Source organism: Streptomyces sp. LHD-70 (assembly GCF_031157275.1).
Taxonomy (GTDB): Bacteria; Actinomycetota; Actinomycetes; order Streptomycetales; family Streptomycetaceae; genus Streptomyces.
The window spans coordinates 51,590-71,609 of record NZ_JAVIFW010000010.1 but is presented as its reverse complement, the minus strand read 5'-3'; the positions used below and the strand labels follow the sequence as shown (position 1 = coordinate 71,609).

Here is a 20,020-nt window from a genome sequence, read left to right as displayed (position 1 = left end):
CCGGACGACCACCTGTCGCTGGACGCCCGGACGGCCTCACTCCGGTCTGGGCACGCCCAACTCCGGGTACTGCTCCAGGAGTTTGGTGGGGGCCGCCTGGCGCCAGGAGTCCGCGAGGATGTCGCGGAGCTCGTCCAGGTCCTCCAGCTGGGCGATGCGGGCGCGGACCCAGGCGAACTGGGCCTCGTGGGCGGCGATCCAGAACTTTCCGGGCTCCGCGAGGACCAGCTCGTCCCGCTCCTCCTTCGGGCAGCGGATGGCGAGCGATGTCTCGTCCTCGGGGAGCGTGGCGAACATCTTGCCCGCCACCCGGAAGGTGGGCATGGACCAGGCGATCTTCTCGGTGGTCTGCGGCAGCGCGAGGGCTGCCGCACGCACGTCTTCGGAGGTCAGGGACTTTGCGGCCATGACCCCGACACTAGGACACGCCACTGACAACGGCCGCCGTGCGAGGGCGGGTTGCCCTCTCCCGTGAGCCCCGCCGCCCCCGCCGCCCCCGCAGCCCCGCCGCCCCCGGCGCCCCGCCCCGGCGACCCGCCTCAGACGTGCTTGTCCAGCCACTCCACGAGATCCCGCTGGACCTCGTCGCGGTTGGTCTCGTTGAGGATCTCGTGGCGGGCGCCCTCGTACCCCTTCCAGGTGAGGTCGCTGACGCCGACGTAGCGGAAGTCCTCCAGGAGTTCGTAGACCAGGGTCATGCGCTGGTTGCAGGGGTCCTGTGTGCCGACCGCGACATGGATCGGCAGGTCGGCGGGGATGCGGGCGAGGTTGCGCGGGTCGTTGATCTTGCGGACGTTGCGGACCCAGTCGAGGGCGAGGCCCGACGAGAAGGGGAAGCCGCAGCGCTCGTCGGCGACGTACGTGTCCACCTCGGCCGCGTCGCGGGAGAGCCACTCGAAGCCGGTGCGGTGCTCGTACGGGTCGTTGAACGAGGCGAAGAGGTGCGGAATGAAGTCGGACAGGGCGGTGCGGCCGCGCTCGGCGATCTCGCGCTCCAGGTCGGCGACCGACCGCTCGGTCTCGGCGCCGGGCAGCGAGCGGAACGTGCCGGAGAGGATCAGTCCGGCGACGTCGTCCGGGTACTCCTGGGCGTAGTCGCGGGCGAGGAGGGAGCCCATGCTGTGGCCGAGGAGCACCAGCGGGACGCCGGGCTGCAGGGCGCGTACGGGATCGCCGACGGCCTTGAGGTCGTCGACCATCGCGCGCCAGGAGTCCTCGATGTCCTCGCCGGTCACGCCGTGGCCCCCGGTGCCCGCCGCGGTGGCGCCGTGCCCGCGGTGGTCGGAGGCGATGACGCCGAAGCCGTGGGCGGCGAGGTGGAGGGCGAACCGGTCGTAGCGCAGGCCGTGTTCGGCGGCGCCGTGGGCGATCTGCACCCACGCGCGTGGGCGTCCGTTGTCGGGCTGCCAGGTGTAGGTGGCGATCTGCACGCCGTCGCGGGCGGTGGCCATTCCCACGGAGTACGTCATCGAGTACGGCTCCTTCGCTGTGCCTGAGCGGGTCGTTCCGGTCGGGGAGACGGGGAGACGCCCCCTGGGCACGACCCTCCCCCGTACGGGGCGGTGCACACCAGCCCTACGCCACAGGCGACGCACCATTGACCCCCCGGAACCCGGGAACCTACGCTGAACGACGCCGCCAAGAAAGCGCTTTCTACGCTTCCTTGGCACCTCTCCGGCACCCGTAGCTGTTCCGTCCCCCGAGCACAGGGAGCGCCCATGAGTCATCCGGCAGGTACCGTCCGAAGACCACTCGTCACGCTGCTCGCGTTACTGGCGCTGATCCTCGCTCTGGGAGTCACCTCTGTCCCGACTTCCGCGCAGGCGGCGCCTTTTCGCGTGCTTGTCTTCTCGAAAGTGACGAACTTCTCCCACGACTCCATCCCCGCGGGGATCGACGCGATCAAGAAGCTGGGCAGCGAGCACGGCTTCGAGGTGGAGGCGACCGACGACGCGGGCGCGTTCACCGACGCCAACCTCGCCCGCTTCCAGACCGTGGTGTTCAACAACACCAACTCCACGCCGGAGAAAGGCGATCTGCTGAACGCCGAGCAGCGCGCCGCCCTGCAGAAGTACATCCGCGGCGGTGGCGGCTGGGTCGGCCTGCACGCCGCGTCGGCGAGCGAGCGCGACTGGGAGTGGTACGAGGGTCTGGTCGGCGCGATCTTCGACAAGCACCCGCCCGTGCAGACGGGCCGGATCAAGGTCCTCGACCAGGCGCACCCGTCCACGAAGGGCCTGCCCGAGCTGTGGGAGCGCAGCGAGGAGTGGTACAACTGGCGCGCCAATCCGACCGGCAAGGTGCACACCCTCGCGCAGATCAAGGTGCGTGACGGCGTCGACGGCCTGGACGAGGGCGTCGACCACCCGTGGTCGTGGTGTCAGAACTACGACGGCGGCCGGTCCTGGTTCACGGCCGGCGGGCACGACAAGGCGGCGTTCTCCGAGGAAGGCTTCCTCAAGCATCTGCTGGGCGGCATCGAGTGGGCGGCGGGCGCGAAGTCCGGTGACTGCACGGCCACCAAGACCGGCGCGTTCCAGCGCACGCCGCTCGCCACCGAGGATCTCGCCGACCCGTTCGAGCTGGCGGTGGCGCCGGACCGGCGGGTGTTCTTCATCCAGCGGACCGGCAAGCTGAAGGTCATCGACCAGGAGACGCTGCGGGTCAGCACGGCCCTGGACTTCGACTACACGCCGGAGATGACGAGCCAGTCCGACGGCCTGCTGGGTCTCGCGCTCGATCCGAAGTTCCAGGACAACCACTGGCTGTATCTGCTGCATTCGGACAAGACCGAGAAGCGGCTGAATCTCTCGCGGTTCACGGAGAGCGGCGGCAAGGTCGACATGGCCTCCGAGAAGCGCCTCCTCACCATTCCGACGTTCCGGAACGAGGGCCGCGCCAATTCGCATATGGCCGGGTCGATCGCCTTCGACAAGAAGGGCGATCTGTACGTGGCGACGGGCGACAACACCGACCCGTTCGCCTCGGACGGATTCGCGCCGATCGACGAGCGCGAGGGCCGGCGCGCCTGGGACGCCCAGGCCACCGCGGGCAACACCAACGACCTGCGCGGCAAGGTTCTGCGCATCACGCCGAAGGACGACGGGAGTTACTCGGTCCCCGAGGGCAATCTGTTCGCGCCCGGCACCGAGAAGACCCGCGCCGAGATCTACGCGATGGGCATGCGCAATCCGTTCCGCATCACCACGGACCCGCTGAGCGGCGCCCTGCTCGTCGCGGACTACGGACCCGACGCCCGCAGCGCCAAGCCGGACCGTGGCCCCGAGGGCACCGTCGAGTACAACCGCATCACCAAGGCGGGCAACTACGGCTGGCCGTACTGCATCGGCAACAACACCCCGTTCAACGACTACGACTTCGCGACGAAGACGTCCGGGGAGAAATTCGACTGCGCCAAACCGGTCAACGACTCCCCCAACAACACCGGCCTGCGCGAACTCCCGCCCACAGAGCCCGCGTTGGTCTGGTACGCCTACTCCGAGTCGAAGGAGTTCCCCGAGCTGGGCACCGGGGGCGGCGGCCCGATGAGCGGTCCCGTGTACGACTACGACGCGGACAACTCGTACCGCACGAAGTTCCCCGAGGCGTTCGAGGGGAAGTGGCTGAACTACGAGCTGACCCGGAAGTATTTCAAGTCCTTCTCGATCCAGCAGAAGGACCAGACATTCCAGGACCCGCGCTTCCAGCCCGCCAAGGCCGGGGATCTGCATTCCATCAACTCGGTCTTCGAGGACATGAAGTGGAATCAGCCTTTCGACGCGGATTTCGGTCCTGACGGCGCCCTTTACGTGATCGACTTCGGGGTCGGCAGCGGCACCGGGCGCGGCGGCGCCAACGAAGGTGCGGGCATCTACCGCATCGACTACGTCGGCGACGACCGGCTGCCGGACGCACGGATCTCCGCCTCGCCCGACAACGGCCCAGGGCCGCTCACCGTGAAGTTCTCCAGCAAGGGATCGGGGCTGCCCGACGGCACCCCGGTGACGTACGCCTGGGACTTCGACGGGGACGGCACGACCGACTCGACCGAGGCCGAGCCCACCCACACGTACGAGAAGAACGGCCGCTTCAACGCGCTTCTGAAGGTGACCGGACCGAAGGGGCTGACGGCACTCGCCGTGCAGGAGGTGACCGTCGGCAACACCCGGCCCGAGGTGACGGTCCAGACACCGGACGACGGCGGGATGTTCTCCTTCGGCGACACCATCCCGTTCAAGGTCAAGGTCACGGACCCGGAGGACGGGAAGATCGACTGCTCGCGGGTCGTGGTGCAGTCGCAGCTCGGCCATGACTCCCATCTGCACCCGCTGGACAACTACACCGGCTGCGAGGGGAAGATCGCCACGGACGCCGGCGACAGCCACGGCCCGGGACAGAACCTGTACTACGGCATCACCGCCCAATACGAGGACAAGGGCGGCCCCGACGGGGTGCCCGCGCTCACCGGGTCCGACGCGCTCACGCTGCGGACCTCGTTCCGGGAGGCCGAGCACTTCACGAAGACCGGCGGGGCGCACGGCGGTGCCGAGCCGGCCTCACACGAGGACGCCTCGGGCGGCAAACGCCTGTCCGAGATCGAGCACGGCGACTGGGTCAGCTTCGCGCCCACGCACCTCAAGGGCGTCGAGTCCGTGACGGTCGGCGCCGCGTCGGCCGGGCTCGGCGGCGACATCGAGTTCCGCGCCGACTCCCCCACGGGCGAGCTGCTCGGCAAGGTCTCGGTGCCGGACACGGGCGGCTGGGGCAACGTCGTCTCCCCGACCGTGGAGCTGAAGGACCCGGGCAAGAGCGTCTCGTTGTACGCGGTGTTCACCAACCCCGAGTGGGCCGACGGCAAGCCCGATCTGCTCGCCCTGGACTGGCTGCACTTCAACGGGCACGGCGTGGAGCAGCAGCCCGCGTCCCAGGTCGGCGTCGAGGCCGCGCCCGCGGAGGGTGGTGCGCCGCTCGCGGTGAAGCTGTCGAGCTCGGTGAACCTGCTTCCCGGTCGCCAAGTCGCCTCGTACCACTGGGACTTCGGCGACAACGCGAAGCCCGCGGGCGAGGAGGGCGCCACCGCTGAGCACACGTACGCCCGCAAGGGCAGTTACACCGCGCGTCTGACGGTCACGGACGACAAGGGTGACACCACGACCGGCTCGGTCCGGGTCACGGTCAAGTGAGGGAGGTTTCCGTGGATCAAGTGAGGAAGGTTTCCATGGAGTTGAGATCGCGTACGGCCACACGGCGTGCGTTTCTCGGTACGTCGCTCGGCCTCGCGGCGGCCGCGGTCGCGGCGTCCCCCGCGCCCGCGGTCGCCGAGGGGCGGCGGCGCATTCCGCGCGGCGGCATCGGCATGCATCTGTACACGATGCGCGGCCCGCTGGCCGCGGACTTCCACGGCACGCTGGAGCGGCTCGCCGAGATCGGGTACGCGACGGTCGGCGTGAGCGGACGGCACGGGAACAGTGCGGCCGACATCCGGCGCATGCTGGACGCCACCGGCCTGCGGGCGGTCCTGGAGCATGTCTCGTACGACACGCTGCGGGGCCCCGGTCTCGCGCAGGCGCTCGCGGATCTGCACACGCTCGGCGCGAAGTGGCCGGTGGTGCCGAGCCTGCGGGGGTCGCTGCACACACCGGCCGGATTCCGGGAGGTGGCACGGGAGTTCAACCGGATCGGCCAGGCTTCCCGCGAGGCCGGTCTCGGGCGGCTCCTCTTCCACAATCACGGCGGGGACCACGCCACGGTGGACGGCGAGGTGCTCTACGACATCCTCGTACGGGAGACCGATCCGGAGTTGGTCGGCTTCGAGCTGGACGTGTACTGGGCGGCGAAGGGGGACGCGGACCCGGCCGGGTATTTCGTGCGGCATCCGCGGCGTTTCCCGGCGCTGCATGTGAAGGACATGGCACCGGACGGCTCGTTCACCGACGTCGGCTCCGGGGTCCTGGACTTCGCCGCGATGTTCCGGCACGCGCATGTCGGCGGGGTCAAGCAGTGGCTGGTGGAGCACGACTCGCCGGCTGATCCGTTCGCCACGGCCCGCAACAGTTACGGGTACTTGGCGGCGTTGCGGTACTGAGCAACGGGAAGTCTCACCCCGGGGGCGTCGCTCGGTGCGGCGCCCCCTTTCCCGGTCCCGGGTGGCTACAGCTGCTTGTAGAACAGCGTCGTCGGACGCAGCGTGCCCTGCGGGTCGGCCGCGAAGTCGGGGATGGTGCCGACCCGGGTCCAGCCGGCCGCGGCGTAGAAGCCCTCGGCGGTGCTGCCGGTCTCGGTGTCGAGTACGAGCAGGGTCACGCCCCGCTCGGCCGCGGCCCGCTCGGCGGCGGCCAGGAGTGTCCGACCGAGCCCGAGCCCGCGCGCCGAGCTGTGCACCATCAGCTTGACGATCTCGGCGCGGTGCCGCCCGTTGGCCTTGTCGACCAGGTCGACGCCTACGGTGCCGACGACCCGCCCCTCGTGCCGTACGGCGAGCAGCAGCAGCCCGCCTCCGTCCACCTCGGCGGCCCGCCCGCGCCACCAGGTCTCGGCCTCGGCGCGGTCCAGGGGTGCGAGGAAGCCTAGGGAGTTGCCGCCGTGCACGATGTCGAGCAGCAGGTCGGTGAACTCGGCGTTCAAAGCGTGGAGTTGAGCGCCGCAGAGCAGTTCGGCGGCTGCCGTCGTCGGTGCCGTCTGCTCAGTCGTGCGCGCGCTCATCGTCTCGTACCGCCTGCTCTCGCCGCCCTCTGTGGTCGGGGAGATCGTAGAGGCGAGTGGTTACGGGGACGTTTCCGAGGCTGCGTTACGGTCTTCCGGTGACCGAACTCCCCACGCTGCGCGCCACCCGTGACGCCTACGACGCCATCGCTCCCACGTACGCGGAGACGTTCCAGGACCCCTTGCGCGAACGGCCGTTGGAGCGTGGGCTCCTGAGTGCCTTCGCGGAGCTGGTCCGGGCGGACGGCGACGGGACGGTCGCGGACCTCGGCTGCGGGCCCGGCGACCTCACCGCCCACCTCGACGGGCTCGGCCTGACCGCCTTCGGCGTGGACGCCTCCCCCGTGATGATCGAGCTGGCCCGCAAGGCGCACCCCGGACTGCGGTTCGAGGTCGGCTCGATGGCCGCCCTGGACATCGCCGACGGCGCGCTCGGCGGGGTGCTCTCGCGGTGGTCCGTGATCCACACCCCGCCGCCGGAACTGCCCGCCGTGCTGGCCGAGTTCGCCCGGGTGCTGGCTCCCGGCGGGCACCTGCTGATCGACTTCCCGGCCACGGACGGCACCCACATCGAGACCCAGTCCTACGACCACGTGGTGGCGACGGCGTACCGCTGGTGCCCGGACCACTTCGCGGAGCTGCTGCGTGGGCTGGGCCTTGAGGAGGTGGCCCGCCTGGTGATGCAGCCGAAGCCGACGGACAAGCGGCAGTTCCGGGAGGTTCAACTACTGCTGCGCAAGGGGTAGTCAGGGTCAAACAGGGCCCGGGGGCGGAGCCCCCAGCCCCTAACCCCCCACCCCCACACTCCCCAACAACCCCCGGATATGCCCCGTGGCCGAAGCGAACTCGGGGCGGGTCATCGTTTCCCCGTACTCCCGCTCCGCGGGCAGCCCGACGTCGATGATCTCCCTGATCGTGCCGGGGCGGGGGCTCATGACGACCACGCGGTCCGCGAGGTACACCGCCTCCGCGATGGAGTGCGTGACGAGCAGCACCGTCGTGCCCGTCTCGCGCCAGATGCGGCGCAGCTCGATGTTCATCTGCTCGCGGGTCAGCGCGTCGAGGGCGCCGAACGGCTCGTCCATGAGCAGCACCGGCGGCTCGTGCAGCAGGGCCCGGCACAGGGCCACGCGCTGCTGCATGCCGCCGGACAGCTCGTGCGGGTAGGCGTCCTCGAAGCCCTCCAGGCCGGTCATGGCGATGAGTTCGTCGGCCCGGGCGGCGGCCTGCGCGGACGGCATCCTGCGCATCTCGGCCTGGAGCAGGATGTTGCGGCGGGCCGAGCGCCACTCCAGGAGGGCGGCGCGCTGGAACACATACCCGATGTCGTGGCGCGGCCCGCTCACCCGCTCCCCCTGCAGCCGCACCTCGCCCGTGGACGGGGCGAGCAGACCGGCGACCAGCTTGAGCAGCGTGGACTTGCCGCAGCCCGAGGGGCCGACGAGGGCCACGAACTCGCCCATCCGCACGTCGAGCGAGACCTCGGCCAAGGCCGTGACGTCGCGCTTCTTCGTACGGAAGCGGACGTCGACGGCGTCGATCCCAACGGCGGCAACTGCCCCACCGTGCACGGGAGTTGACGGTTTGCGCAGGCTCATGTCGTTCGGCGAGGTCGGCATGTCGTTAGCCCTTCACGGCCGCGTCCGAGGCCCAGTAGTCGGTGACCGGCTTGGCGTTCTTCACCATGCCCGCCTCCTTGAACACGTCGATGGTCTGCTGCCAGTCGGCCTCGTCGTTCACCCCGGGCGCCTTGCCCTCGGTGGCCTTGGTGTGCAGCAGGGTCAGGGTGGTCTCGAACTGCTCCGCCAGGACCTTCTCGGGCGGGAGTTGACCGGAGGCGCCGTCCATCGCGGCGACCGCGGGTCCCGGCGACTTCTCGGCGGCGCTCCACGACTCGCTGACGGCCTTGGCCATCCGGGCGGCCAGGTCCTTGTCGGACTTCAGGGTGCGCTCGCCGGTGATCAGGCCGTTGGAGAAGAAGTTGAGCCCGTGCTCGGAGAAGCGCAGATACGAGACGTCCTTCTTGGCCTTGTCCTGCATGATCGGGCCCTGGTCGCTCGCGTACCCGAGGAGCGCGTCCGTCTTGCCGGAGATCACCGCGGCGATCTTGCCCGCGGGGTCGGTGTTCTGGACCTTGACGTCGCTCTCGGAGAGCCCGTTGGCCTTGAGGAACGCCGGGAACGTACGGGACAACGCGTCACCCGTGGTGCCCGCGACCGTCTTGCCCTTGAGGTCGGCCGGGGCCTTGATGCCCTGGGCGTCGAAGAACTGCACGGACGCGGGCGTGGTCTGCAGGAACACCCCGAGGCTCTTGACCTGCACACCGGACTCGACGCCCGCGAGCACGGCCGGGGTGTCGGCCCAGCCGAAGTCGGTCTGTCCGGCGCCGGTGGCCTGCACGGTCTTCTGCGAGCCCTGGCCGGCCTGTATCTGCAGGTCGATGCCGTGCTTCTCGAAGATCTTCTGCTTCTTGCCGTAATAGAACGGCGCGTGTTCGCCGTACGGGTACCAGTTGAGGGTCAGCGTCACCTTGTCCAGGGTCTTGCCGTCGGCGCTGGTGGTCGTCGCCGAGTCGTCCCCGCCGCATGCGGTGGCGGCGACGAGCAGCAGCGGGACGAGTCCGGCCAGGGTGCGGCCGGTCTGGGTTCTGCGCGGGGTCATCGGGGCGGCCCTTTCGCGAGGGGACGGGCTGTGGGTACGAGTAAGGGTGCGAGTACGGGTACGAATACGGGTTCCGGCGGCTCAACAAGCCTGAAATACAACGGCAGTTGGACGGTTCAGTACGAGGTCGTCATCGAGGCGTCCCGGCGGCTCGCGTGCCAGGGCAGCAGCAGCTTCTCGGCGATCTCCACGAGCACGAACAGGACGACGCCGATCAGCGACATCACGAGCAGCCCGGCGAACAGCATCGGGGTGTCGAGGTTGCCGTTGGCCTGCAGAATCACATAGCCGAGGCCCTCGTTGGCGCCGACGAACTCGCCGACCACGGCACCGGTCACGGCGAGCGTGACGGCGACCTTCAGACCGGAGAACAGATGCGGGAGTGAGGCGGGCAGCCGGATCTTCACGAACGTCTGCCAGGGGCGCGCGCCCATGGTCGAGGAGAGCTGCAGCATCTCCGGGTCCACCGCCTTCAGGCCCGTGACCATGGAGATGACGACCGGGAAGAACGCGATCAGGACGGCGATCAGGATCTTCGGCGCGATCCCGAAGCCGAGCCAGACGACGAACAGCGGCGCGATCGCGATCTTCGGCACCACCTGCGCGAACAGCAGGATCGGATAGAGCGTCTTCTCGACGGTGGTCGAGTACACCATCACGACCGCCGCGAGCACACCGACGACCACGGCGATGACGAAGCCGAGCAGTGTCTCGTACGTGGTGATCCAGCTGTGCTGCCACAAGTAGTCGGACTTCTCGGTGAGTACGTCGAGGGTGGCGCCCGGCGACGGGACGAGATACGGCTCGACCAGCTCGGCGGCGGCGATCGCCCACCAGACGACGAAGCAGGCGAGCAGCAGGGCCACCGGGCGCCAACTGTGCTCGGCGGCCTCGGCGACCCGACGGCCGAGGCCCGGCCGCTCTCGCACGGCGACGCCCGCGGTCTTCGCGGGCGGTGCGGACAGTGCGCTCTGGCTCACGGGTAACTCCCCGGTGTAGGGCGGTGGTTGGCGAGTCTGCGGGAGCTGGTACGGGCGGATCCTGGTTTGGGATCCGGGTTCGGGATCCGGGTTCGGGATCCGGGTTCGGGATCCGGGTTCGGGATCCGGGTTCGGGACCCGGGTTCGGGACCCGGGTTCGGGACCCGGGTTTGGGATCCCGGTTCGGGATCTTGGTACGGGCGGATCCTGGTTCCCGAAACCGCTTTCAGAAAGCGCTTTCTGCTAGCATGTCGGCCACGCTAATGACCCCTCGACAGCACGGTCAATAGGTCGTCCCGAAGTTTCCTCCGAGCCCCCACCGTCGGCGCCCGGGGGCCGGCCACGACGCCCGAAGGGGGCGCAGTGAGTGAACGGGAACGCACACGCCAGGAACGCCTCCACCCCCACAGCACCGCACCGCCCCCGGTCACGCTGCACACCGTGGCCCACGCGGCGGGCGTCTCCCCCGCCACCGCGTCCCGCGCCCTGAACGGCACGACTCGGGTCCGTGAGGAGCTGCGCGGCCGGGTGCTCGCGGCGGCCGCCGAGCTCGGTTACATCCCCAACGCCCATGCGCAGGCGCTCGCTTCGGCCTCCAACAACACGGTCGGCGTGATCTGCCATGACGTCAGCGACCCGTACTTCGCGGCGATCGCGAGCGGCGTGATGCGCGCGGCCGCCGAGCGCGACCTGCTCGTCATGCTGGCCTCGACCTTCCGCGACCAGGCCCGGGAGATCGCGTACGTGTCGATGCTGCGCGCCCAGCGCGCGCGGGCCATCCTGCTGATCGGCTCAGGCATAGAGGACCGCGCCTGGGAACGCGCCCTGGACGCCGAACTCGCCCCCTACACCAGGGCGGGCGGCCGGGTCGCGGTGGTCAGCCGGCACCGCAGCCTGCGCGTCGACACCGTACTGCCGGAGAACCGCGAGGGCGCGGCGGCCCTGGCGCGCGCTCTGCTCGCCCTGGGGCACCGGGAGTTCGCGGTCCTGACGGGTCCGCCAGAGCTGACCACCGTCGCCGACCGGCTCACCGGCTTCCGCGAGGCGCTCGCCGCGGCCGGGGTGTCGCTGCCCGAAGAGCGGGTGGTGCAGGGCGCGTTCACCCGCGACGGCGGCCACGCGGCGGCGCTCGGACTGCTCGCCCGCGGCGCCCGCCCGACCTGCGTGTTCGCGGTGACGGACGTGATGGCCGTGGGCGCGCTCGCGGCCCTGCGCGAACGCGGCCTGCGGGTCCCGGACGACGTGTCGCTAGCGGGCTTCGACGACATCCCCCTCGTACGCGAACTCACCCCGCCTCTCACGACGGTGGCCCTGCCGCTGAGCCGGATGGGAGGCAGCGCGATCGCCCTGGCGCTGCGGGAGCCGCGCGCCGCACGCTCGCGGGTGGAGCGCATACCGGGCGAGGTGGTGCTGCGGGCGAGCACGGGGCGGCCGCGGGGGTAGGCGGGACCTCCCCGACGCCGCCGTCGATGGTCTCTGGTGGCAACGGCGCAGCACCCCGGTCTGTCGGGCGGACGCGGCCGAATGCACGCGGCGGCCGGCTCCGGGGCGGTGGTGAATTCGACGTACCGTGCCGAGGGCCGCACCGTGTGGCCGGATCGCTGATCGGAGGGAGCGGACGTGGCGGACACCTCGAACCCGTTCGCGGCCTCAAGGCATCGGGAGCAGGCGGCCATTTCGGCATGCCGGCGAATCTGGAAACCTTCTGCGACCTGCAGCGGGTGACCGTACGGGCCGAGATCGAGCGCTACCCGTTCTGACCCCGGGGGTGTCTCCGCCGGCTCAGCCAAGCGCCGCCCGGGTCACAGGGGAAGGACGACGAGGGCGGTGTCGTCGGTGGCACCGGAAGGCGGGAGCAGGTCCGCCAGGAGGGCGTCGGCGAGTGTTTCGGGGTCGGCGCCGCGGTGGCTGGTGAGGGAGTCGGCAAGCCTGGCCAGGCCGCAATCGATGTCCTCGCGGCGGCGCTCGACGAGCCCGTCGGTGTACAGCACAAGGGCCGCCCCCTCGGTGAACTCGATCTCGGCCTGGGGGCGGGGGACGTGTTCGGGGCGGGCTCCGAGCGGGGGATCGGTGGCCTGGTCGAGGAAGTCCACGGTGCCGTCGCGGTGCAGCAGGGCCGGCGGAGGGTGGCCCGCGCTGCTGTACGCGATGATGTGGCTGTCGTAGTCGATGAAGACGGTCACCGCGGTGGTCGACTCCGCGCCGTCGACCGAGCGGGCGTACAGGCCGAGGGCTTCCAGCGCCTGTGCGGGGCCGTCGGCGATGCGGGAAGCGGCACTGAGAGCGCTGCGTAGCTGGCCCATCACGCCGGCGGCGGCCAGGCCTTGGCCGACGACGTCGCCGACGGCGACCGCCATGCAGTTGTCAGGCAGGTCGACCAGGTCGTACCAGTCCCCGCACACATTCAGCGCTCCGACCGCCGGGCGGTAGCGCACTGCTGCGCGGTGATCCTGCAACGGCCCGGAGGCGGGCAGCATCGCCCCTTGCAGAGTCAGGGCGACTTCGCGTTCGCGGGCGTGGGCCTGGCGCAGCCGTTCGTTGACCTCCTGCAGTTCCCGGGCCCGGGTGACCAGCTCGGCCTCCAGCATTGTCGCCCGGTCGTCGCTGCCCGGGCCACTGCGGGAGCGGACCAGCTCGGTGATGTCCTCCTCCCGGTGGAGCAGCAGCGCCACCTTTCCGTCCGGGCCGAAGACGGGGACGTTGACCGGACTCCAGTACCGCTCCTCCCACACCCCGGGCCGGTCCGGGAGCTCCACGTCGTAGCGGTGCAGTGTCATGGCGTCGCGCTGCCCGGTGGCGGCCACCCACCGCAGGGATGCCTGCAGTTTGGCCATGCCCGTCACAGCGGGTTCTTCGGGGTTGTCGGGAAAGGCATCAGGCAGGTAGCGGCCCACCACCTGGTCACGGGTACGCCCCAAGCTGCTGAGGAACTCCTCATTGACGTCGATGTACACCAGGTCGGTGGTGAACAGGGCCACCGCGCTCGGCAGCGCCTGGAACACCGCCTCGTAGTCGATCTCGGATGCGTTCACGATGCCACCTGCCCGCGACGCTAGCCGGTCGCGTGCTCTTTCACGATGAGCACCAGAGACGATCGGGTCTTCCCGGGATGGAATGCCGCTCATGAAACCGGCGGGAACACGATCTGCTCGATTGCCCATCGACGGAAATGAAGGAGGTAACGACCGCCGCGGGCGTGGAGCAGGGCGGCGATGCGCCGCCCTTCGGCTCGCCCGTGAACGGGTACGTAGATCACGCTGTGTCCCTGTCTCAGCGCTGTGCTGTGTGCCTCCAGAGTGTTTCCTTCATAGGCACCTCGTTGGAGAAACCGGATGACGCGCGAGTGCCGGCCGTGGCCGTATCCGCGTTTGTTCCAGTATCCGCTCGCCTTCCGGACCGGTCGGCACGTGCATGGCCCCCGGGCGGTAGAAGCGCTCCTGATTTTCGTGTTCCCTGCCCATCTCGGAAGACTCCTTCGCGGACACAGGTGCACGGATCGCCGTCTGCCGGGCCCCTTTTCCACCACGGTTACTCAGACTCGCTCGCGGCGCCACCGCCCGCAGCGGCAGGCGCGGCCTCCGAAAGGGCAACCTCTTCCGGCTCATGCCCGAGGCCCCAGGCGGCTCCCGACGGCGGCCGGGGCGCCTCCCCCTGACTCACCCCCGAGCCCCCAGCACCCGTACCGTCGCCGCCCGCAGCTCAGACGCCGCCTCGGCCACGGTCATCCGCCCCGCGCCCACCTCGTCCCCCGCAGCGTGCCCGAGCGCGATCACCGCGGCGACCAGCCAGGCGGCAGAGGGATCCGGGTCGAACTCCTTCGCTGCCTGGCCCTTGGCGATCAGCCGGGTCAGCCGGGCGGTGACGGGCTCGTGGCGGGCACGGTCGGCTTCGGCGTGGCCGGGGGACGCGCCGAGTTGGAGCAGGACCGGGTGGCGTTCGAAGAGCTGCCAGCCGATCTCCTGGAGGCGCAGGAGCGCGTCGAGGGCGGGCCCCTCCTCGACCTCGGCCGCGTCCATCGCCGCCATCGCCTCTTCCGTGACGTGATCGGCGACGGCCTCCACCAGGGCGTCACGGCTGCCGAAGTGGGCGTACACGGTCTGGCGGGTGACGCCCGCGGCGGCGGCGACGGCGGCCATGCCCGCGTCGGGCTGCTTCTCCAGGAGGTGACGGGCGGCATCGAGTACGGCCTGCCTGCTCCGCACGGCGTCGGCGCGGCGGCGGCGGCCTGCCGGGGTGTCCGCCGGATTGTCTGCCGCGGTGTCCGTGGGGGTGTCGGATGAGCTCCGGGAAGCAGTCAACTCTTACAACCTTGTCAAAGTTAGCCAGGGCGCATATCTTACAGGTGTGTAAAGGATCCTAGCTGAGTCCCTGAGTCCCTCTCGTGGCCGGAGCCTTATGAAACCTCTGGAAAGCGTGACGCCCGCAGAGTTCGTCACCACCTACTTCACGTCCTTCACCGAGGCCGTCCTGCACAGCTCGGACGAGCCCGCCGAGGTCATGGCGCGGTACTGCACACGGGACGTCGTCCAGGTCGCCGACGGCCTCCGGCTCGACCGGGACCGCCTGGTGGCGCACCTCCGTCCCGTACGGAAGAACCTGATCGACTTCCGGTTCGAGGTGCACGAGGCGCTGGCGGCCGGGAACCGGATCGCGGCGCGGTTCACGATCCACGCGCGTATGCGCAAGGCCGGGCCGGTCAGCACGTTGGTGCACCTGTTCGCCGAGTTCACCGAGGAGGGCCTGCTCCGCCGGGCCGAGCAACTCACCATGTCCGTCGAGCCGTTCGAGCCGCTCGAGGCACCGAAAGGGGTGTAACCGATGGACCGGCGCATGCTGATCCGGCCGCTCCTCGGCCTCGCCCTGCTCTCCACCGGCACCCTCGCCGGCGCCTTCGGCTACGGCGCCGCCAATCTGGTGCCCACGTTCGACGCCGTACCGCTGGCCATGCGGCTCTCCTTCCACGCCGAGCTGATGAAGATGAACGGCATCACCATGCAGGCGGCGATGGCCGTGTCGGCGCTCAGTGCGCTGGCCCTCGCCGTCCTGGGCCGCGGCACGGTGCGGCGGATCGCCGCGGGCGCGGGCCTGCTCGCGCTCGCGTCCTTCCTGATCACCCGGCTCGGCAACGTCCCGATCAACGGCCGGATCAAGGAGTGGGCCGTCTCCGCCGCCCCCGCGGACCACGCGGCGATCCTCGACCGCTGGGAGGCCTTCAACTACGCCCGTACGGGTACCGCGTTCGCTGCTTTCCTGCTGCTGATCGTGCTCGCCCTGTGCCACCGGCACAGGGCCGCGACCAGCCTCAGCGGGACGCCCTCCCCCGCCGGTCGATCTCCTCGGTCAGCTCGGCAGCCAGCTGCTTGATCGTGGCGAGCCCCGCCCTCCCCCACGGGTGCGGCTCGGTGTCCACGACGCAGATCGTGCCGAGCGCCATGCCCGTACCGTCGATGAGCGGCGTGCCCAGGTACGAGCGGATGCCGATCTCGTCCACCACCGGGTTGCCCGCGAAGCGGGGGTAGTCGCAGACGTCCTCCAGGACGAGGGCCTTGCGGCGCACCACCACGTGCGGGCAGTAGCCGTGGTCGCGGTCGAGGTAGCGGCCGACGCGCCCCTCCTTGGTGTCGATGCCGCGGTCCCGGCCCGCGACGTTCCCCTCGGGCGTGTGCAGACCGGCGAAGAACTGCCGGTTCTCGTCAATGAAGTTGACCATCGAGTAGGGCGCCCCGATCGTCTCCGCGAGCCGGTCCGCGAACGCGTCGAACGCCGGGTCCGGCTCGTCGCCGAGGCCCAGCTCCCGCAGTCGCAGCACCCTGCTGGACGCCTCCTTGTCGACGGGGGTCAGCAGCAGGTGCCCGGTCGGGTCGTACGTCATGCGTGCACTCCGTGGGTGGGGGCGGGGGCGGGGGCCGGGGTCTGGGTCAGCAGGTACTGGACGAGGGTCACCAGGGTCTGGATGCCGGAGCCCGGGACGCGCGCGTCGCACAGCACCACCGGCACCTCGGGCTTGAGGTCGACGGCCGCGCGCACCTCCTCCGGCTCGTAGCGGTACGAACCGTCGAACTCGTTGACGGCGACGACGAAGGCGATCCCGCGCCGCTCGAAGAAGTCGACGGCGGAGAAGCAGTCCTCCAGGCGTCGGGTGTCGGCGAGTACGACGGCACCGAGCGCCCCGTCGGACAACTCGTCCCACATGAACCAGAACCGCTCCTGGCCCGGGGTGCCGAAGAGGTACAGGACGTGGCGCGCGTCGAGGGTGAGGCGCCCGAAGTCCATCGCCACGGTCGTGGTGGACTTGCTCTCGATGCCCTCCAGGCTGTCGGTCGCCTCGCTGACCGTGGTGAGCAACTCCTCGGTGCTGAGCGGTTCGATCTCGCTGACCGTACTCACGAAGGTCGTCTTGCCCACGCCGAACCCGCCCGCGACCAGGACCTTCAGCGCGTCCGGGAAGCCGTCCCCGGAGTCCCTGGAGTCCCTGGAGTCTCTGGTGTCCCCGGAGTCCCCAGAGGCCCTGGCGTCCCTGGCGTGAGCACCGGGTGCGCGGGGGGCCGTCAGCGGGTCAGAGCCGTCGTCGTAGACCATCGAGCACTGCCTCCAGCAGGGACTGGTCATCGGTGGGGTGGTGGCGGAAGGTGGGGGCCTTGGCGGTGAGGGCGCCGCAGTCGACGAGGTCGGAGAGCAGCACCTTGGTCACCACGGCGGGCAGCCGCAGCTGCGCCGCGATCTCGGCCACGGAGGTGGGCCCGGCACCGCACAGTCCGAGTGCCTGTGAGTGCTCGGGCCCCATGTGGGCGACCGACACCGCGCCCGTCGGCACGACCATGGAGAGCAGGTCGAGCGGGGCGCTGGGCCGGGTTCTGCCGTTGATCACGGTGTACGGGCGGACGAGCCGGCCGGCCGCGTCGTCCAGCCACGGCCCGTCCTGCGGAAGTGCCGGAGGTGCCACGGTCACGGCCTCATCACCGAGGGCTCTACGGGCTGCCGCGCGGGCGTGACGAGATACGGCCGCACGCTCTTCACCAGCATCGCCATCTCGTACCCGAGGACCGCCGCGTCCGCCTCGCGGCCGGCCAGGACCGCGAGACACGTGCCGGACCCGGCGGTGGAGACGAAGAGCAGCGTCTGCGCCAACTCCACGACGACCTGCCGGACTTCGCCCCCGTCACCGAAGCGGATACCGGCGCTGCGGCCGAGCGAGTACAGGCCGGAGGCGAGCGCGGCCATGTGGTCGGCGCTGTCCGGGTCGAGTCCGTGGACCGATTTGACCAGTCCGTCGGAGGAGAGCAGGACCGCGCTGCGGGTGTGCGGCACCCGCTGCACCAGACCGCTCAACAACCAGTCGAGGTCGGAAACCTGGCCGGTCGGTACATCGCTCGCCATGGGGGATCGACTCCTTGAGTACGAAGTACGGCGTCAACTTGCGGGTCGTGGAAGGGGGTTGGTCGGGCCCACACGGCCTGGGGTCAGCCGGCCGGTTCGCCTTCCCCTTGGTGCGCACCGTCCTGGTGCGGGTGGGGTGCTGCGGGGCGCAGGGGTACGGGTGTGGGGTGCGCCTCGGGTTCGGGCCGCGGGTCGTCGTGCGCCTCGGCGAGTCCGATGCCGCGCTGGAAGGCGGCCATGAGGCCCGGGTCGTGGCCGTCCGTCTCCCGCTCGGCGGCCGAGGCGTGCGGCGCGGGGGCGTCGCGCAGCTGCGGCACCAGGTGCTCCTGGGCGCGGCGCTTGGGGAGTTGGGGCCTGCCCATGGTGCCGCGCACGCCCGTGGGTGCGGAGCTCGCGGGCTGCGGGGGCTGCGGGGGCCTGAGGGACGCGTCGGCCGGGTTGGGCCGCGACTCGTGGGCGCCGCGCACCGGGAGCGGGGGCGCCGGTCGGCCGCCGGGCTCGTCGTCCTGCGGCTGCGGCGCGGACTGCGTCGGGACCTGGGCGACGGGCGTGTGGGTCGCGGTGTGCAGCGTCAGCGCGGGCGCTTCGGCCCCCCGCCTGGGCAGCCGTACGGGCTCCGCCGGTGCGGGGGTGGCCGGGTGCGCGGCGGGGGTGTCCTGGTGGGGTACGGGGAGCGGGCCGATGGACGTGAACTGGTCGCTGTTCTGGGCCTGTTGGGCTTGCTGGGGCTGTTGGGCTTGCTGGGCCGTGGTGGCCTGCGCGGGGGGCGAGGTGCGGGCGGGCTGCGGGCCCGGCTGGAGGCCGCCCTCCTCGACCACCGGCTGCGGACCCGTACGGACCACCGGCTGCGATCCCGTATGGACCACTTGCTGCGATCCCGCATGGACCACTTGCTGCGGGCCCGTCCGAGACACCGCCTGCAGTCCCGGCTGGGCAGCGGTCTGCGGCTGTCGCCCAGCGGCGGCCGTCTGCGGCTGTCGCCCAGCGCCCGCCGCCTGCGGCTGCTGCCCGTCGGCGGCCGTCTCCTCGTCCGCGCCGAGGAGGCTCTGCGGCAGCACGATGACGGCCTGCACACCGCCGTAGATGTTGGTCTGCAGCCGTACGGCGATGCCGTGCCTGCGGGCGAGTGCGGCGACCACGAAGAGGCCGATGCGCCCCCCGGCGATGAGCCCGGCGACGTCGACGTCCTCGGGGTCGGCGAGCAGCGCGTTCATCTCGCTCTGCTCCTCGCCCGCCATGCCCAGGCCCCGGTCCTCCACCTCGATGGCGAGGCCCGAGGTGACCCGGCTGGCGCGCATCAGGACCTGGGTGTGCGGGGGTGAGAACACCGAGGCGTTCTCGACGAGTTCGGCGAGCAGGTGGATCACGTCGGCGACCGCGTGTCCGCGCAGCGTGCCGTCGATCGGTGGCACGAGCTTGACCCGGGAGTACTGCTCGACCTCGGCGATCGCGGAGCGCAGCACCTCGCTCATGGTGACGGGGTGGGACCACTGGCGGCGCGAGATGGCGCCGCCGAGCACGGCGAGGTTCTCGGCGTGCCGGCGGATGCGGGTGGCGAGGTGGTCGACATGGAAGAGGCCCTTGAGCAGCTCGGGGTCCTCGACCTCGTTCTCCAGCTCGTCGAGCAGCTGGATCTCGCGGTGCACCAGGGACTGCAGCCTGCGGGCCAGGTTGACCAGAAGCTCGACCTTCTGCTCGCTGCTGGCCTGGCTGGACAGCTGCGCGGCCTGCACGACGGAGGCGGCAGCGGACTCGTGCGCGCGGGTCAACTCCCGTGCGAGCTGGTCGAATTCGTCGCCCGCCATTCCGGCCGCCGGGCCGGGGGACGTCGTGGTGGTGCGCGGGGCGGCTTCGCCGCGGCGCAGTCGCTCGACGAGGGCGCGCAGGTCGCTCTGTCCGCGGGCGGTGGTGCGGCGCAGGGCGGACACGCGGTCCATGACGGCCCGGGTGGTGCGGTCGGCGGCCACGACGGCGGCGGCGATCCCGGCGACGGCCACGGTCGCGGCGGCGGCGAGGAGGCCCCACAGGAGCGGGGTGGGCCGGGCGCCGGTGACCTGGACGACGCAGAGCACGGCGGCCGCGCCGGCCAGGGCGACGGCCACGGCGGGCAGGACGGAGGCGCGCAGGAGTTGCCGGCGTATCCGGGCCTCGGGCAGCTCCTTGACGGCACGGGGTCCGGGCCTGCCATGGCGTCCGCCCTCGCGGCGTTCTGCGCGTGCGGCCGGTTCGCGAAGGTGAGACATCAGCGTCCTCGTCGAGTGGACTCGTGGTGCGCGGGCATCGGCGCTCGGCCTCGGGCA

Annotated in this window: 20 protein-coding genes; 7 read left to right on the top strand and 13 right to left on the bottom strand. The window is 70.9% G+C overall.

Annotated features, from left to right (window positions below):
• Positions 1-36: 36 nt before the first annotated feature.
• On the bottom strand, positions 37-408 hold the full coding sequence (locus RCO28_RS20965) for an MmcQ/YjbR family DNA-binding protein (RefSeq protein WP_308942714.1): 372 nt from the start codon (positions 406-408) through the stop codon (positions 37-39).
• A 131-nt stretch (positions 409-539) separates the two neighbouring features.
• Positions 540-1,469 carry an alpha/beta hydrolase gene (locus tag RCO28_RS20960; protein ID WP_308942713.1) on the bottom strand — a complete coding sequence of 310 codons (930 nt, stop codon included), beginning with the start codon at positions 1,467-1,469 and terminating at the stop codon, positions 540-542.
• Between the two features lie 249 nt (positions 1,470-1,718).
• Between RCO28_RS20960 and RCO28_RS20955 the strand changes: the two genes are divergently transcribed.
• Entirely contained in the window at positions 1,719-5,183 is a 3,465-nt protein-coding gene (locus RCO28_RS20955; protein WP_308942712.1) for a ThuA domain-containing protein, read from the top strand.
• A 35-nt stretch (positions 5,184-5,218) separates the two neighbouring features.
• Positions 5,219-6,085 (top strand): sugar phosphate isomerase/epimerase, encoded by an 867-nt coding sequence (locus RCO28_RS20950; RefSeq protein WP_308942711.1) that lies wholly within the window; start codon positions 5,219-5,221, stop codon positions 6,083-6,085.
• Positions 6,086-6,150: 65 nt separating this feature from the next.
• Here RCO28_RS20950 and RCO28_RS20945 read toward each other — a convergent pair whose 3' ends face one another.
• Positions 6,151-6,702: a GNAT family N-acetyltransferase gene (locus RCO28_RS20945; RefSeq protein ID WP_308942710.1), complete on the bottom strand. Its 552-nt coding sequence runs from the start codon at positions 6,700-6,702 to the stop codon at positions 6,151-6,153.
• Between the two features lie 98 nt (positions 6,703-6,800).
• Here RCO28_RS20945 and RCO28_RS20940 point away from each other — a divergent pair, with 98 nt between their 5' ends.
• Positions 6,801-7,448, top strand: a complete 648-nt coding sequence (locus RCO28_RS20940) for a class I SAM-dependent methyltransferase (protein ID WP_308942709.1) — start codon at positions 6,801-6,803, stop codon at positions 7,446-7,448.
• Between the two features lie 39 nt (positions 7,449-7,487).
• Here the strand turns inward: RCO28_RS20940 and RCO28_RS20935 are convergent, their stop codons facing one another.
• The 3 genes from RCO28_RS20935 to RCO28_RS20925 all read right to left on the bottom strand — a co-directional run bounded on the left by RCO28_RS20935 (position 7,488) and on the right by RCO28_RS20925 (position 10,343).
• Entirely contained in the window at positions 7,488-8,321 is an 834-nt protein-coding gene (locus RCO28_RS20935; RefSeq protein ID WP_374991208.1) for an ABC transporter ATP-binding protein, read from the bottom strand.
• A 4-nt stretch (positions 8,322-8,325) separates the two neighbouring features.
• On the bottom strand, positions 8,326-9,363 hold the full coding sequence (locus RCO28_RS20930) for an ABC transporter substrate-binding protein (protein ID WP_308942708.1): 1,038 nt from the start codon (positions 9,361-9,363) through the stop codon (positions 8,326-8,328).
• Between the two features lie 116 nt (positions 9,364-9,479).
• Positions 9,480-10,343, bottom strand: a complete 864-nt coding sequence (locus RCO28_RS20925) for an ABC transporter permease (protein WP_308942707.1) — start codon at positions 10,341-10,343, stop codon at positions 9,480-9,482.
• A 432-nt stretch (positions 10,344-10,775) separates the two neighbouring features.
• Here RCO28_RS20925 and RCO28_RS20920 point away from each other — a divergent pair, with 432 nt between their 5' ends.
• Positions 10,776-11,786: a LacI family DNA-binding transcriptional regulator gene (locus RCO28_RS20920; RefSeq protein WP_308942909.1), complete on the top strand. Its 1,011-nt coding sequence runs from the start codon at positions 10,776-10,778 to the stop codon at positions 11,784-11,786.
• Between the two features lie 146 nt (positions 11,787-11,932).
• Positions 11,933-12,103 carry a hypothetical protein gene (locus tag RCO28_RS20915; RefSeq protein WP_308942706.1) on the top strand — a complete coding sequence of 57 codons (171 nt, stop codon included), beginning with the start codon at positions 11,933-11,935 and terminating at the stop codon, positions 12,101-12,103.
• Positions 12,104-12,145: 42 nt separating this feature from the next.
• Here RCO28_RS20915 and RCO28_RS20910 read toward each other — a convergent pair whose 3' ends face one another.
• Together RCO28_RS20910 and RCO28_RS20905 are read right to left on the bottom strand one after the other, a co-directional pair.
• Positions 12,146-13,378, bottom strand: coding sequence for a PP2C family protein-serine/threonine phosphatase (locus RCO28_RS20910; RefSeq protein WP_374991213.1), 1,233 nt, complete (start codon positions 13,376-13,378; stop codon positions 12,146-12,148).
• Positions 13,379-13,999: 621 nt separating this feature from the next.
• Entirely contained in the window at positions 14,000-14,641 is a 642-nt protein-coding gene (locus tag RCO28_RS20905; protein WP_308942704.1) for a TetR family transcriptional regulator, read from the bottom strand.
• A gap of 115 nt (positions 14,642-14,756) precedes the next feature.
• Between RCO28_RS20905 and RCO28_RS20900 the strand changes: the two genes are divergently transcribed.
• Together RCO28_RS20900 and RCO28_RS20895 are read left to right on the top strand one after the other, a co-directional pair.
• On the top strand, positions 14,757-15,158 hold the full coding sequence (locus RCO28_RS20900) for a nuclear transport factor 2 family protein (protein ID WP_308942703.1): 402 nt from the start codon (positions 14,757-14,759) through the stop codon (positions 15,156-15,158).
• A gap of 3 nt (positions 15,159-15,161) precedes the next feature.
• Complete coding sequence (locus RCO28_RS20895) at positions 15,162-15,707, top strand: DUF1772 domain-containing protein (RefSeq protein WP_308942702.1); 546 nt, start codon at positions 15,162-15,164, stop codon at positions 15,705-15,707.
• Here RCO28_RS20895 and RCO28_RS20890 read toward each other — a convergent pair.
• The 5 genes from RCO28_RS20890 to RCO28_RS20870 form a co-directional block, all read right to left on the bottom strand.
• On the bottom strand, positions 15,646-16,215 hold the full coding sequence (locus RCO28_RS20890) for a GAF domain-containing protein (RefSeq protein ID WP_308942701.1): 570 nt from the start codon (positions 16,213-16,215) through the stop codon (positions 15,646-15,648). The two genes, RCO28_RS20895 and RCO28_RS20890, sit on opposite strands and share 62 nt — an antisense overlap.
• Positions 16,212-16,922, bottom strand: coding sequence for an ATP/GTP-binding protein (locus RCO28_RS20885; protein ID WP_308942700.1), 711 nt, complete (start codon positions 16,920-16,922; stop codon positions 16,212-16,214). The genes RCO28_RS20890 and RCO28_RS20885 overlap by 4 nt, the downstream gene beginning before the upstream one ends.
• On the bottom strand, positions 16,900-17,286 hold the full coding sequence (locus RCO28_RS20880) for a DUF742 domain-containing protein (RefSeq protein ID WP_308942699.1): 387 nt from the start codon (positions 17,284-17,286) through the stop codon (positions 16,900-16,902). The genes RCO28_RS20885 and RCO28_RS20880 overlap by 23 nt, the downstream gene beginning before the upstream one ends.
• A gap of 2 nt (positions 17,287-17,288) precedes the next feature.
• A complete protein-coding gene (locus tag RCO28_RS20875; protein ID WP_282538674.1) occupies positions 17,289-17,720 on the bottom strand; it encodes a roadblock/LC7 domain-containing protein in 432 nt (143 codons plus the stop codon).
• An 83-nt stretch (positions 17,721-17,803) separates the two neighbouring features.
• Positions 17,804-19,963: an ATP-binding protein gene (locus tag RCO28_RS20870; RefSeq protein ID WP_308942698.1), complete on the bottom strand. Its 2,160-nt coding sequence runs from the start codon at positions 19,961-19,963 to the stop codon at positions 17,804-17,806.
• Positions 19,964-20,020 lie beyond the last annotated feature (57 nt).